At 44.0% G+C, this 14,111-nt stretch carries 12 protein-coding genes and 1 tRNA gene; 10 read left to right on the top strand and 3 right to left on the bottom strand.

Annotated elements, in window-relative coordinates; all coding sequences use genetic code 11:
- The first annotated feature begins 44 nt into the window (after positions 1-44).
- Positions 45-1,013, top strand: a complete 969-nt coding sequence (locus tag OU792_RS15120) for a KpsF/GutQ family sugar-phosphate isomerase (RefSeq protein ID WP_274670600.1) — start codon at positions 45-47, stop codon at positions 1,011-1,013.
- A gap of 8 nt (positions 1,014-1,021) precedes the next feature.
- On the top strand, positions 1,022-2,095 hold the full coding sequence (locus OU792_RS15115) for a mannose-1-phosphate guanylyltransferase (RefSeq protein WP_274670599.1): 1,074 nt from the start codon (positions 1,022-1,024) through the stop codon (positions 2,093-2,095).
- Here OU792_RS15115 and rlmB read toward each other — a convergent pair.
- Together rlmB and OU792_RS15105 are read right to left on the bottom strand one after the other, a co-directional pair.
- Positions 2,092-2,868, bottom strand: coding sequence for a 23S rRNA (guanosine(2251)-2'-O)-methyltransferase RlmB (rlmB, locus tag OU792_RS15110; RefSeq protein WP_024282956.1), 777 nt, complete (start codon positions 2,866-2,868; stop codon positions 2,092-2,094). The genes OU792_RS15115 and rlmB overlap by 4 nt on opposite strands.
- Positions 2,841-4,076, bottom strand: coding sequence for a GWxTD domain-containing protein (locus OU792_RS15105; RefSeq protein WP_274670598.1), 1,236 nt, complete (start codon positions 4,074-4,076; stop codon positions 2,841-2,843). The genes rlmB and OU792_RS15105 overlap by 28 nt, the downstream gene beginning before the upstream one ends.
- Before the next feature lie 61 nt (positions 4,077-4,137).
- Between OU792_RS15105 and OU792_RS15100 the strand changes: the two genes are divergently transcribed.
- Positions 4,138-4,920 (top strand): class I SAM-dependent methyltransferase, encoded by a 783-nt coding sequence (locus tag OU792_RS15100; RefSeq protein WP_274670597.1) that lies wholly within the window; start codon positions 4,138-4,140, stop codon positions 4,918-4,920.
- A 39-nt stretch (positions 4,921-4,959) separates the two neighbouring features.
- On the opposite strand, the gene OU792_RS15095 is transcribed toward OU792_RS15100, so the two are convergent.
- A complete protein-coding gene (locus OU792_RS15095) occupies positions 4,960-7,941 on the bottom strand; it encodes a glycosyltransferase family 117 protein (RefSeq protein ID WP_274670596.1) in 2,982 nt (993 codons plus the stop codon).
- Positions 7,942-8,106: 165 nt separating this feature from the next.
- Between OU792_RS15095 and trxA the strand changes: the two genes are divergently transcribed.
- The 7 genes from trxA to OU792_RS15060 all read left to right on the top strand — a co-directional run.
- The gene (trxA, locus tag OU792_RS15090; RefSeq protein ID WP_026947358.1) at positions 8,107-8,427 is read left to right on the top strand and encodes a thioredoxin; all 321 of its coding nucleotides are present in this window, start codon (positions 8,107-8,109) and stop codon (positions 8,425-8,427) included.
- 86 nt (positions 8,428-8,513) lie between these two features.
- Complete coding sequence (locus OU792_RS15085) at positions 8,514-9,935, top strand: MBL fold metallo-hydrolase (RefSeq protein ID WP_222583570.1); 1,422 nt, start codon at positions 8,514-8,516, stop codon at positions 9,933-9,935.
- Positions 9,936-10,042: 107 nt separating this feature from the next.
- Positions 10,043-11,449: a hypothetical protein gene (locus OU792_RS15080; RefSeq protein WP_274670595.1), complete on the top strand. Its 1,407-nt coding sequence runs from the start codon at positions 10,043-10,045 to the stop codon at positions 11,447-11,449.
- Between the two features lie 23 nt (positions 11,450-11,472).
- Positions 11,473-12,054, top strand: a complete 582-nt coding sequence (locus OU792_RS15075) for a YeeE/YedE family protein (protein ID WP_026947361.1) — start codon at positions 11,473-11,475, stop codon at positions 12,052-12,054.
- Between the two features lie 10 nt (positions 12,055-12,064).
- Positions 12,065-12,556 (top strand): DUF6691 family protein, encoded by a 492-nt coding sequence (locus OU792_RS15070; protein WP_026947362.1) that lies wholly within the window; start codon positions 12,065-12,067, stop codon positions 12,554-12,556.
- A 270-nt stretch (positions 12,557-12,826) separates the two neighbouring features.
- Positions 12,827-12,911 (top strand) — tRNA-Ser (locus OU792_RS15065).
- 141 nt (positions 12,912-13,052) lie between these two features.
- On the top strand, positions 13,053-14,111 hold a 1,059-nt coding region (locus OU792_RS15060; RefSeq protein ID WP_274670594.1), incomplete at its 3' end, for an RHS repeat-associated core domain-containing protein.

The raw sequence follows: 14,111 nt of genomic DNA, 5'->3' as shown, positions 1-14,111 counted from the left end.
AGTTTTATACCTTTGTCCAAAATTAGTGATTAACGCAGGTAAAATTGAATTTAGCGAAAAATATTAGAAATACTGCCACGAGAGTTTTGCAAAATGAGGCAGATTCGATCAAAAACTTGATTTCATTGCTTGATGAGGACTTCGAGGCCTGTGTTTCCGCTATTTTAGAATCCAAAGGTCGCGTAGTAGTCACGGGAGTGGGGAAAAGCGCCATCATTGCCAATAAGATTGTTGCGACGTTGAATTCAACTGGGACTCCGGCACTTTTTATGCATGCTGCTGATGCTATTCACGGAGACTTGGGAATGGTGCAGCGAGAAGATGTGGTAATCTGCATTTCGAAAAGTGGCAATACTCCTGAGATCAAAGTCCTCGTTCCTTTACTGAAGAAAAGAGGTTCTATTCTAGTCGCCTTGGTGAGCAACACTCAAAGCTACCTCGCCGAGCAGGCCACATTTGTATTGAACGCAACTATAGAGGAAGAGGCATGCCCTCTCAATTTAGCACCGACCAGTAGTACCACTGCCCATTTGGCTTTAGGTGATGCTTTGGCAGTTTGTCTTCTTGAGGCCAAAGGCTTTACCTCGGACGATTTTGCTGAATATCATCCGGGTGGAGCATTAGGAAAGCAGCTTTATTTAAAAGTAGAAGATGTCATTCGTCAGGACGAAATTCCGGTAGTAAGCGAGGATGCCGGCATTCCGGAAGTGATCGTAGAAATATCCGGGAAAAGACTAGGTGCTACAGCGGTAGAGGATTCTCAAGGAAAACTGGTAGGTATAATTACCGACGGAGATCTTCGAAGAATGCTTCAAAAGACCCTGAATATTCAGTCTCTCAAAGCCTCTGACATCATGACTCAAAGTCCCAAGACGATTGCAAAAGAAGAGTATGCAATCCGGGCCTTGAATGTCATGAAAGCACACAATATTACACAGCTGGTAGCTTTAGATGGAGAAAAAATCGCGGGATTTGTTCATATTCACGAACTAATGAAAGAAGGAATCGTCTAATATGATTCATGCACAATAAACCCTACATAGTTATCATGGCCGGGGGAATAGGTTCCCGTTTTTGGCCTTATAGCCGCAGAAAGCGGCCAAAGCAATTTTTGGATATTTTGGGTACTGGAAGGACACTCCTTCAGATGACCTACGATCGATTTAGACAGTTGGCGAGTCCAGAGCAGTTTTTTGTGATTACCTATCGGAAATACGTTGACTTAGTTAAGGAACAATTGCCCGAACTTCATGATTATCAGATTCTTAGCGAGCCTAACCGAAAAAATACTGCGCCTTGCATCGCCTATGCAGGCTATAAAATCCATTCCATTGATCCCAATGCCACGATGATTATCACTCCTTCGGATCACTTGATTCAGCAGGAGAATAAGTTTTTCAAATCCATCAAAAAAGCACTATTGGCGGCTAATGAACCGGGAAGATTGGTGACTTTAGGAATTAAGCCCAACAGGCCTGAGACAGGTTATGGGTATATCCAATATGTGGAAGGCAGTGGAAAAGATGCCCTTAAAGTCAAGACTTTCACCGAAAAGCCGAATATCAAATTGGCCAAAGCATTTATTGATAGCGGTGATTTTGTCTGGAACTCAGGGATATTTATCTGGAAGTGTGCGAGCCTTATTCAGGCCATGGAAAAACACATGCCGGATCTCGCCGAGGTTTTCCAGGAAGGGGAGGAGCACTTTGGTTCGGAAGGTGAAGCAGACTTTATCACCAAGGCCTACTTGCAGTTCAAAAACATCTCAGTAGACTATGGGTTGATGGAAAAATCTTCTGATGTCTATGTGATTCTTGGGGATTTTTCTTGGTCAGATCTGGGTTCCTGGCAAAGCCTGCATGAGGTACGGGAGCAGGATGAGGACGAAAATGTCATCGAAGGCAACGTCATGCTTTACGGTACAAAAAAGAGCTACATCAAATCTGACTCAGGAAAGCTCATCGTAGTCGAAGGTCTTGAAAATTATCTAGTTAGCGATACAGATAATGTGCTATTGATTTGTCCGCTTGATGGGGAAAAGCGCTTCCGTCAGTTTGTAAGCAATGCCCGGAAAAAAGGTGAAGATTACGTTTAGCCTTTGCGCTGCCGGATAACCTCGTAAATCGCTACTCCCGCAGATACGGACACGTTCAAGCTGTCTATATTCCCACTCATCGGTATTTTGACTCGCTCATCCACGATATTCAAAATCTCTTCTGAAATACCATTTTCTTCCGAACCAAGAATCATGGCAACCGGTCCTGAAAAATCCGCTTCATACATTTCCTTTTCAGACTTTTCGGTAACGGCCACCAGCGAAAGTCCCATCTTTTGAAGGTCGCGGCAAGCAAAGAAAAGGTTTTTAACTCGGGCCACCGGAAGGAAATTCAAAGCACCGGCTGATGTTTTGACGGCCTCAGCATTGATTTGAGCGCTACCTTTCTCAGGAATAACTAAAGCATCAACTCCAGCACATTCGGCTGTCCGGGCGATCGCTCCAAAGTTTCGAACATCAGTAATTTGATCCAATACCAAAAGCAGGGGAGACTTTCCTACTGCATAGCAATTGTCAATCACATGATCCAGGGATGCGTAGGTGATCGAAGAGAGATGAGCAATTACTCCCTGATGGTTTTTCCGGGTGATGCGGTTTAACTTACCCTCGGGTACTCTTACGATCGGTATTCCTGCCTGCTTACTTTCTTTAAGCAGTTCTTTAATCAGGTCATTGTTGGACTCTTTCTGAACGAGTATCTTGTCTATCTCCCTCCCTGCATGGATTGCCTCCATCACAGCTCGGGTACCAAAAATAAAATCTTTATCGTGTTCGCCTTTTTCGATCAAAAAGCCATCTTTCCGCTTCTCCATTGGGATATATTTTTGAACCAAACCGGCTGATATGCTCGGGATCGGTTCAGGGTGTAATAGTGTGGGGTGAGTATATTTTTTACCCGGGCAAAGGTAAAGCGAATTTTCGAACTTTCACCGATTCCCTGATAGCTCCAGATTTCCCGATCTAGCGAGAAGGTCACCTCCTGTGGAGGCCCCATGATGATATAGACCATTCCTTTGTCAGTTTTCCACCCTTCCTTGAAATCAGTGAAGAGAATATTCGCAAACTCTACCTGACGAAAATATTCCCGAATCAATTCTTTGGCTGTTTCTGGGTTTCTAGTAAGCTTGAGCCAATATTCGTCAAGAGCCTTCTTTTTGTCGGAAGCTGCCAGTAAATCTTCGTGTTCCTTTCTTGTCGAAATGTAAGTGACCATCTCTACCATTTCTTCCCAATCCTTCACTTTCGGAAATGCTTCGTGGGTAGTTTTAAGCAAAAGGCCTGAAGCCTCAGCTGTGTCCTGCTGAAAGAAGTAATAGCCTAATTGGTCGAGTTGCTTGGGGATGTTTTCCAAAAAATCTCCCTGATCCACTACTTCCAATTCCATTGGCACAGGTGCTGGTTTAGTTTCCATAGGAGGGTAGGGGACATCGAAATTCATGGGATAATAAAAGGAATGAAGCGTCGGTCCTTTGGTGGTTTTGAAAAGTAGGGCCTCTCCGGCATTCAGGTAATTTTGGTCAAAAGGGACTTCATTTGCATAGTATGCTCCGAAGGTAGGATGGGATTCAACAAATGCGCTTTTCAGATCAATATGGTAATGATATTCATCGCCTTGCCGTGTGTCTAAAGCCGTAAAAAGCACCATGAGTTGCTCTTTTTCCTCTTCGATTTCGATAGTTTTCTCAAAAACCCAATGCCGATCTGTGTCATAGACCAAATCAGCCGGACCGAAAAGCTGCGTATCCTCTGGCTCAATGGGGATGTCATAGCTATCTAAAAGCGCATAGGAAAAGCTGTAGGCATTGTATTCGGGATTTTCTTCAATTTTCTCAGCGATAAACTGCACTTTGAATTGCGTCTCACTAATCTGTACCGGAATGATTTTCAAGCCTAAACGGGAATAGCGGGAATATCGAAGAGCTTGGTTGATATTGCTGAGGGACTTTTGCGCTAGCGATTGAAATGGGAGAGAGATAATCAGTAGAAAAAATATCCGAAGAAGGAGGTTTTTCTGCATCATGGGTTCAAATTCTAGGGTTTTAAAAATTAAACTTACTTTTGCCAAAATAGTAAAATTTTACATGGCTACCTACACAACGGAAATCGCCTCAGATAAGTTGGTGAGCGATAATCCTATTCATCAACGACTACTCAAAGCATACATTGCAGCCAAGCCCTGGATTAAGGGAGATTTGCTCGAAATAGGCTGCGGAGAAGGACGAGGAGTGGAGACTTTATTACCTCTGGCAACCTCTTATGTTGGGATTGATAAGATCGGAGAGGTGATCTCAGACCTACGTCAGCGCTTTCCGGGAGTGGATTTTCGACAGGCTGTGATACCGCCTTTTGAAGGCTTTGGGGATGAAAGCTTCGATACAATTGTGAGCTTTCAGGTGATTGAGCATATTCAGGATGACCGGCTTTTTCTTCAGGAAATCTACAGGATGCTAAAGCCCGGTGGAAAGGCAATTATTTCTACTCCGAATAATACACACACCCTTTCCCGAAATCCTTGGCATGTTCGTGAATATGTCCCGCAGGAGCTGATTGATTTGGCTGAGGGAATTTTTGACAAAGTGGAAGCCAAAGGAATCGGAGGAAATGAAAAAGTATGGAATTATCATGAGGCCAATCGGAAGTCGGTTCAGAAAATCATGCGATTCGATGTTCTGGACTTACAGCATAGACTTCCCGCTTGGATTCTGCGGATTCCCTATGAGATCCTTAATCGGATGAACCGAAATAAACTGCATCAGGAGCAAGGGGATTCAGTCGTGCAAATCACCCATGAAGACTATCCGCTTGTAGAAAATGCTTCAGAGGGACTGGATTTGTTTTATGTGCTCTGGAAGAAGGAAAAGTAAAAAACAAAAGAGGCTGGATTCATAACCCAGCCTCTTTTTTTATCTCGTCGGACGTAAGCCTCCTGATTCTTGGGGGCCTAATAAGGAGTCCATTCTGAGTTGTAATTCTTCCGCTTTTTCGGTGTATCCTCGCTCTTCCAAAAGTGGGATGAAGTAGCGAATCATTTCGATCGAGATCATCATATCCCGGTCATAATCCCGATTTTCTTCCAGATAAAACTCGATCATATCCAAAGAGCGCTTGGAAACTTTATCCACGATATCCAATGCCTTGTCGTCTTCACCTACTTCAAAGAAAAGCGGTACAGACTGTCCACTGGAAAGATCGTATGGGATAGCCTCATCCGGCATGACTTCGAGCCCTTTATTTAGCACCTCCGCTGCCCGGTCAATTTGGTCACGGTCGAGTAGAGCCATAGCAATGCTGTTGACAGCACTTCGATGATTGGAGGCGAATCTACGATACTCTTCATCTAAGTAAGCGTCTGGATTATCCATCCCACGGAAGGCAAACTTCTCCATGAAATTTTCATAGGCCAAGTCAGCATTCACCAATTCTTCCCGAATGAACGATGGCTTGCGGATGGGTAGCAGTCGGTATGTCAGTCCTTCCATCACCACGTGATCGGATACATTGATTCCAATAGTGGCTAGGGAGGTATTGTTGAAGTAGATCGGTCGCTCCCAATTGTTGGTAGCGATTAAGTCGATCAACATCATGGTTCCTTTGGTCACATACTGACCTTTGATCTGCAAGTTGATTTGCGGGGTAAAAAGCGGTTCGAATTCCTCGGGAATGATTCCTTTTTGGAACACAGCCGCACTGTCCACTTCCAAAATCAGATTCCTGGACGGCACCATATTGATCTCGCTTTTTCCTCCCGTCTGCATTTTGAGCAGATTAGAGCCGGAGTTAAGCAATTTGATGTATTCTCGAGCTGAAATCGCATCGAGACCTTCCCGCTCCATGACATACAAGACATCATTGGTTCCTTTTTGGTAGCGCTCAGGAGAAAGCGAGAAGGGAAGTGGCTCAGATTCATTGGCTGGTCGAGTCATCTGATCTACGTACCAGTCCGTATCAAAATAGCTGAGTACAATCACCCTTACATCCGTACGGAAACCTTCCACTTCCTGAACATACCACAGCGGGAAGGTATCATTGTCTCCTCCTGTGAAAAGGATAGCATTTGGAGCACAGGATGCAAGAAAGTTTCTCGCTGCATCTACGGAGAAATAGCGTCCTTTTCGATTGTGGTCATTCCAGTTTTCGGCAGCCATCAGACCCGCTACCGGTAAGGTCAGTAGAGTAGCAATGATTCCGGCTGTTGCCAGGTTTTTGGTGACTTTCCCCAGTCCATGAGCAATAGCTAGGACACCCATTCCAGCCCAAATGGCGAAGGCATAGAAACTACCCACATAAATGTAGTCTCGCTCCCGAGGTTCGACAGGGGGTGAATTGAGGTAAAGTACCAAGACCACTCCCATCATCAGGAAGAGCATTAGATTCACATAAAAGGACTTCGGGTCAACTTTGGCTTGGAAAAACAAGCCGATGATTCCCAATAGGAGTGGAAGCATCAGGTAGTTGTTATGCCCCTTATTCTCTTTGATATAATCCGGAAACTTGTCCGAAAAGGCGTCAGTAATTCCGATCCAAGGAGCATCGGTAAAATCGCTTTCCCTACCGGAGAAATTCCACATAAAATAGCGCCAATACATATGTCCCAGCTGATGACTGAACATAAAGCGCAGATTGTCTCCAAAGGTCGGATCCTGTCCTTCCCGAAGTCCGAGTTTTTGACGGTAAATCCGCTTGTGGTTTTCCTGAGTCGAATAGACTCGTGGGAGAATAGTGGTTTTCTCTTTTTCGTAAGTATTTACGAGTTGATAGTCAGCAATCTCGTATTTGTCTTTACCCTTTCGGTAAATGGGATCACCTTCTACTTGATCTGTGAGCTTGGCGGTGAAATACTGCCCATGAAGTAGGGGACGGTAGCCATATTGCTCACGCTTCAGGTAAGAGACATAGCTAATAATGTCCTTGGGAGCGTTTTCGTTGATAACAGGATCTTGATTTGCCCGAATAACGATCAGCGTGTAGGAACTGTAACCGATCAAAATAAAGATTAAGGAAAGCAGGATGGTGTTCAGTCCCGCCATTTCTTTTTTATAGGAATAGCGATAGCCAAAATACAAGGCAGTGAAGAATGCTGCGATAAAGAAAATAATTCCTGACCCGAAAGGTAGACCAAGGCTATTGACGAAAAATATCTCCGTCGAGCCAGCTAGACTTGGAAGGCCTGGGATAATGATGTTATTGATGATGACCAAAGCTACCCCTCCGAGTACAAATGCGATTGCAGCGCCTTTGAGATTTGGGTTAGGATATTTTTTGAAATAATAAATCAGTGCCAATGCGGGCAAAGCTACCAAATTGAGCAAGTGAACACCGATGGAAAGACCTACCAAATAAGCAATGAAGATCATCCACTTATTTTCCTCTCTAGGGTCCTTGATGACATCCCACTTGAGGAAAGCCCAAATGACAATGGCCGTAAAGAAGGAGGACATGGCATAAACTTCCGCCTCAACAGCCGAAAACCAAAAGCTATCTGAGAAAGTGTAAATCAGGGAACCAACGATCCCCGCTCCCAAAAGGCTGATGGTCTGTCCTTTGCTTTCTTCACCCGAAACGACCCCGAAGAGCTTTCTTCCAAAAAGAGTGATGGACCAAAACAAAAATAAAATGGTCAATCCGGAGAAAACTGCTGATCCCACATTCATCCAATAGGCGATCTCCAGTTCATTACCAAAAGCCATAAAGCTAAACATCCGATACACCAATAAAAAGAAAGGTGCACCGGGAGGGTGGGGTACTTGGAGCTTATAGGAAACGGCAATGAATTCTCCCGGATCCCAAAAACTGGCCGTTTGTTCTACTGAAAGAATATAGACTAATGTCGCTATCACAAACACCACCCAGCCGGTGATGTTGTTGAGTTGCTTAAAATTGAGCATCAATACGGTAATTTTAGACGGACGAAAATAGGAAATTTATTCCCAAGAGAATTTTTTTTAGCACTTTTTAAAAAAATGATGAGGAACTGCTCCTGTGATAAATATTACTGATTTGCTTTTGACCTGCCTTTACTTTTGTAGAGTAATTTAAAAACAAGCAGTATTATGAGCGCACAACCAAAAACCTTTCAGGAACTGATAAACGGGGACACTCCTGTATTAGTAGACTTCTTTGCCACTTGGTGCGGTCCCTGCAAAATGATGCAGCCGATTCTCGAAGATACATCCCGTCAATTGGGTGACCGGATCAAAATTGTCAAAGTAGATGTGGATAGAAATCCTTTAGCTGCTTCCACTTTCCAAGTACGAGGAGTGCCAACTTTGATCTTATTCCAAAAAGGAAAAGTCCTTTGGAGAGAGTCAGGTGTGGTGCCTGCTCATCAATTGGTTAAAGTCATCGAATCCCAATTGATGGTAAATGCTTGATTCTGATGTGACAAAAGTCATTTAAAAGGCTTTAATCACTTCTTAAATTTGATTATTATTTGATAGAAACTTAATAAACAGAACCTATGAAGATCGAACAAATCTATACCGGATGCTTGGCTCAAGGAGCCTACTACATCGAGTCAGACGGCGAAGCAGCCGTAATTGACCCACTAAGAGAGGTACAACCTTACATTGAAAAAGCTGAGCGCCGAGGCGCAAAAATCAAGTATGTATTGGAGACTCACTTCCATGCAGACTTCGTTTCTGGTCACCAAGACTTGGCTGAAAAGACAGGTGCCAAGATCGTATACGGTCCTACAGGAATGAAAATGGGTTTTGACGCCATTGTGGCTGAAGACAATCAGGTTTTTGAACTAGGAAAGGCCAAAATCAAAGTCATTCACACTCCCGGGCATACGATGGAGTCCGTTTGCTACCTTCTCATCAATGAAGAAGGCAAGGAAGAGGCGTTATTTACGGGTGACACCTTATTTATCGGAGATGTTGGCCGTCCGGACTTAGCTCAGAAAGTTGTAAAAGATTTGACGCAGGAGAAACTGGCAGCTCACCTTTATGACTCCTTGAGAAATAAAATTATGCCTCTTTCAGATGACTTGATCGTCTATCCAGCACATGGTGCAGGATCTGCTTGTGGTAAAAATATGAGTAAGGAGACTTCGGATACTTTGGGCAATCAAAAGAAGACCAATTATGCGCTTCAAGAGATGACAAAAGAAGAGTTTATCAAAGAAGTATTGACTGGATTGACTCCTCCTCCGGCTTATTTCCCTCAAAACGTTCTGATGAATATTCAAGGCTATGACAGCATTGATGAGGTATTGGAGCGAGGTATCAGACCATTGAGTCCAAATGAATTTGAAGCTGCTGCAAATGAGACGGGAGCGATGATTTTGGATACTCGTGATGCGCAGGTCTTTGCCAAAGGATTTATCCCAAATTCCATCAATATCGGAATCGACGGAAGCTTTGCCGTATGGGTGGGAGCGATGATCCCTGACCTGAAGCAAGAAATTCTAGTAGTTGCAGAAGAAGGTCGTGAAGAGGAAGTAATTACCAGATTGGCACGAGTAGGATATGACTTTGCCATTGGATACCTACAGGGAGGCTTCAAAGCATGGAAAGAAAGTGGTCATGAAGTAGATTCCATCACATCTATCTCTGTAGACGAATTGGCGAAAATCAAGGAAGGGGATCCTGGTATCCACATTCTGGATGTGAGAAAGAACTCCGAATTCATGTCAGAGCATGTAATTGATGCTGAAAATGCGCCATTGGACTACATCAATGATTCCATGCTGAAAGTGAAGAAGGATGAAACCTACTATGTACACTGTGCAGGAGGCTACCGCTCCATGATCTTCAATTCAATTTTGAAGGCGAGAGGATATGATAATTTGATTGATGTGGCAGGCGGTTTTACCGCGATCAAAGAGTCAGGCAAATTGAAAGTTTCTGACTATGTGTGTCCAACTACTTTACTCTAAAGAATAGTATAGAAAAGTTGCTTAATCCCAAAATGGCAGGCCGAAAGGCTTGCCATTTTTGATATCACCCGATCTGATGTGATCAAAGTCACAATTTTATGTCAAGAATGAAACGCAATTTTGCAGTGCTTTTGCTGAGCCTAGTTAGTATAGGATATGGAGTTACTGATGTGGCAGCTCAGCATGGTCATGCAGAGGAGGTAGAGACTCCTTCAGATCAGAAATTATTCGGAAAAGTCCTTCGTGAGGGTTCATTCGAATTCCACCTTCGTTCTTTCTTTATGAGTACCGTCAATCAAGGTGACTTGATGGATTACAGCACCTGGGGAACGGGTGCAGGACTAGGTTACTTTAGTCCAAGATGGAAAGGTTTTGGATTGGGTTTCAGTGGATTCTTTGTTTTCAGGCATTATGAAAATAATATTCAAAAGCTAGATCCAATTACCGGAGTAGGAAATCGCTATGAAATCCTACTTTATGATGTTCATCACCCAGCAAATAACAAGGATATGGATCGTCTGGAAGAGTTGTTCCTCTCGTATCAGAAAGAAGATCTTTCAGTTTGGGTAGGGAGGCACCACTTTGAAAGCCCCCTTTTGAATGCTTCCGACAATAGATTGCGTCCAAATTTATTTAGTGGACTGTCTGTAGATTATACTCCGGGTAAATTCCATTTCAATGGAGCTTGGTTTTCTCATGTGATCTCCCGAGGATCCTTAGAGTGGTTGCCGGTAGAGGAGTCCTTTGGATTTTATAGCACAGGAAGAAATCCACTGGGATCTGATGACTCTTACAAGCATCATATCGAATCCAAGGGGATAGGGATATTTGGAGTGGAGTATTTGATTAATTCATTACATATCCAATCTTGGAATTACCTTGCTGAAGGTGTCTTTGGAATTTCCTTTTTGCAAGCCACTGGTTCTGCAAAAAGCTCTGGAACTACTGACTGGGTTTGGGGTGTTCAAGGTTTTGCTCAAACAGCTCTTGGAAATGGAGGAAATCCAGAACCAGAAAAAGCTTACATTCTCCCAAATGAAAAGTCATTTGGAATGGGGTTAAGGGCAGGGTTGAAGTGGCCACATGCACTTCTTACTTTCAATTACTTGGGGATATCCGACCACGGAAGGTTTCTATTTCCAAGGGAATGGGGAAGAGAGCAGTTCTTTGTAAGCCTTCAGCGAGAGCGATTTGAAGGCCTAGGTGGGGGGAACTCCTTTATGGTGCAGTATGATCATACCTTTATCCATGACAAATTAAAAGTAAGCGTAGGGGCTTCCCATACGGATACTGCTGATTTTGAAGATGTAAGGTTGAATAAATATGGAATTCCAAACTATTATCACTTCAGCGGATTGATCGATTATCGGTTTGATGGATTCTTCAAGGGATTGGACTTGCAATTATTGGTGGTGGGGAAAAGGCAATATGCCAATCAAGTCACGCCTATTGAATATGTAATCAATCGGGTGAATATGGTAAATACCTCAATAATATTGGATTATAGATTTTAAATTAGAAAAACGAATAAATAAATATGAATCAACTTATGGAATGGATTACTCAACCCTGGCCCTGGTATGTGGCTGGTCCTTTGATCGGACTGACAGTGCCGGCGCTATTAATCTTAGGAAATAAAACCTTTGGTATTTCCTCTTCACTTAGACACGTCTGCGCGGCCTGTGTACCAGCAGGTATACCCTTCTTTTCTTACAACTGGAAGAAGGAAATGTGGAATCTTCTCTTTGTACTCGGCGTGTTGATAGGAGGCTTTGTAGCAACCAACTTCCTAGCCAACCCTGATTCAATTATTGTCTCAGAAGCAACTCAGGCAGATTTGAAGGCATTAGGTGTTACTGATTTTGGTAACTTATTGCCAGCTGACATTTTCTCTTGGGAGAATCTATTTACTGCCAAAGGGCTTCTTTTCTTCGTGATCGGTGGCTTTATGGTAGGTTTTGGAACTCGCTATGCGGGTGGATGTACTTCAGGCCATGCAATCATGGGGATCAGCTCCCTGCAATGGCAGTCAGTGCTAGCCACAGTTTTCTTTATGATCGGTGGTTTCTTGATGACGCACGTTTTGCTTGAGCCTTTAATGAAATTGGTAGGATTTTAATAGATAAATGATGAAAGTAGCAGAAAAGCCAACAACGATACAGGATCCTCATTGTGAGGCTCCCAACTTGCGAAAGCACGAAGATAAAGGACTAGAATTGCTGAAATACTTGATTTTGGGTGTTCTTTTCGGAATTGTCTTTGTCAAAGCAGAGATTATTTCCTGGTTTCGAATTCAGGAAATGTTCAGACTTCAGTCCTTCCACATGTATGGAGTGATAGGATCAGCAGTGGTGACGGGGATTATCTCGATTCAAATCATCAAGCGTTTTAATATAAAAACCATCCATGGTGAGACTATCAATATTCCAAATAAGGAATTTAGAAAAGGGCAGGTGATCGGAGGATTTATCTTCGGATTAGGCTGGGCCTTGACCGGAGCATGTCCAGGACCATTGTTTGCTCAGATAGGTAGTGGATATACCGTGATTTTGGTTACTTTGATTTCTGCCTTGGCTGGAACTTGGGTTTACGGAAAGTTTGCCGATAAGCTTCCGAATTAAACCAGCAAAGAATTAGAGGCCGTTGTTTAGTAAGCAGCGGCCTTCTTACATTCAAGCAGTCAATAAGATAGCTTTCCTTCAGATGTAGCTGTGGAATTAAACTTGAAAATTCCTTGCTAAAAATATGGGAAAGCCTTTTGCAAAATTGAGAAAGGTCTTACTTTTGCAAACCGAAACAGAGATATTTGTCTCGGTTGAATAGAGGAGTGGCAGAGTGGTCGTCCCGATAACTATCGTGGAGCGGCGGACTTGAAAACAACTCAATCAAATAGAGGAGTGGCAGAGTGGTCGATTGCGGCGGTCTTGAAAACCGTTGTACCGCGAGGTACCGGGGGTTCGAATCCCTCCTCCTCTGCAAGAGAAAACCAGTTCTATAAAATGGACTGGTTTTTTTGTTTCTACATAATCGGAAAATGGTGTGGAGGGATGAGAACCCTTGGGTTTGAAATCGACTGAAAGGAGATTCGCGAGGGGACGTGCGGCATGCCATGCGGGTATGAGCAATCCCCGACTGATCGCCGATCTGAACGAACTGGCAGTGATTACCCAACGGGCAGGGGGTGCCAATCCGATAGCCCTTCTGAATCTGGCGGATATCATCGCCAAGGATTTTCAGAAGAAAGAGAGTCCGGAAGCTTATATGATCTATGCCCTGTATGACAGGGATAGTAACCGGTATGAAGTGGGCAAGAAAGTGCTCAGTAAAAGTGCGGCCAACCAGCATGAGGTATTGGAGGAAAACCTGTATATTGAACAGGGCGGGTTTATGGAAACCTTTGTGGTAAACGAAACCTCAGAGGATGTCTGGTTTGACAATATGATGGTAATGAGCGTGAGCTCGGTGATCGTACAGGAGACCCACTACGATCCATGGGGTCTGGAGTTGACAGGATTGGGGTATACCCACGGTGGGATTAAGGCAAATAATTATCTATACAACGGCAACGAAATCCTTAGTGAACTCAACCTGAATTTATACGACTTCAAATCAAGGTTTTACGATCCTGCAATTGGACGGTTTATAAGCATCGACGTGCTGGCCGACCACCCAAGACAAATTGGGATATCCCCGTACCAGTTCAGTTGGAACAACCCGATCAGGTACAATGATCCTAACGGGGAGTGTCCTGATTGTTGGGAATTTTTAAAAGGATTTGGTCGTGGTGTGGGATCCGGTGCACAAGGAACCTGGAACTTTGTGACCAATGATGCCTGGAAGGCCGATACATGGAAAGCAACCAGCAATCTGCTTTTGGGTGCTGCTGCTTTGGGGCCTACGGGCAATTCGAGCAATCTGTATGCAGTTGATGCGGCGTTGGGTACAAACACCATGGGTGCGGTCGGCGGGGTTTCGGCCGCTATTGATAACGCAGTTGACAAGGTGGCAAGCGGGGATCCTGGTGCTATTGGAGAAGTTGCGGGAGGAGCGGCCTGGGCAGGCGTGGAAGCTTTGGCAGGAAGCAAGGGAGCGGGGTTATTGACCAAGCCGGGGAAAATTTCAAATGTAGTACCAAGTAGGGTGGCGGGGGTTATCCCTGGGGATGTTACAGATGTT

It is taken from the genome of Algoriphagus sp. NF (assembly GCF_028823735.1).
Classification (GTDB): domain Bacteria; phylum Bacteroidota; class Bacteroidia; order Cytophagales; family Cyclobacteriaceae; genus Algoriphagus; species Algoriphagus marincola.
Note: the sequence above shows the minus strand (reverse complement) of the source record. Positions and strands in the feature narration are given on the sequence as shown.

Coding starts and splice junctions, on each gene's coding strand:
- trxA (WP_026947358.1), top strand. CDS start 8,107: ATGAGCGCACAACCAAAAACCTTTCAGGAACTGATAAACGGGGACACT.
- OU792_RS15075 (WP_026947361.1), top strand. CDS start 11,473: ATGAATCAACTTATGGAATGGATTACTCAACCCTGGCCCTGGTATGTG.
- OU792_RS15115 (WP_274670599.1), top strand. CDS start 1,022: ATGCACAATAAACCCTACATAGTTATCATGGCCGGGGGAATAGGTTCC.
- OU792_RS15100 (WP_274670597.1), top strand. CDS start 4,138: ATGGCTACCTACACAACGGAAATCGCCTCAGATAAGTTGGTGAGCGAT.
- OU792_RS15085 (WP_222583570.1), top strand. CDS start 8,514: ATGAAGATCGAACAAATCTATACCGGATGCTTGGCTCAAGGAGCCTAC.
- OU792_RS15080 (WP_274670595.1), top strand. CDS start 10,043: ATGAAACGCAATTTTGCAGTGCTTTTGCTGAGCCTAGTTAGTATAGGA.
- OU792_RS15105 (WP_274670598.1), bottom strand. CDS start 4,076: ATGATGCAGAAAAACCTCCTTCTTCGGATATTTTTTCTACTGATTATC.
- OU792_RS15070 (WP_026947362.1), top strand. CDS start 12,065: ATGAAAGTAGCAGAAAAGCCAACAACGATACAGGATCCTCATTGTGAG.
- rlmB (WP_024282956.1), bottom strand. CDS start 2,868: ATGGAGAAGCGGAAAGATGGCTTTTTGATCGAAAAAGGCGAACACGAT.
- OU792_RS15095 (WP_274670596.1), bottom strand. CDS start 7,941: ATGCTCAATTTTAAGCAACTCAACAACATCACCGGCTGGGTGGTGTTT.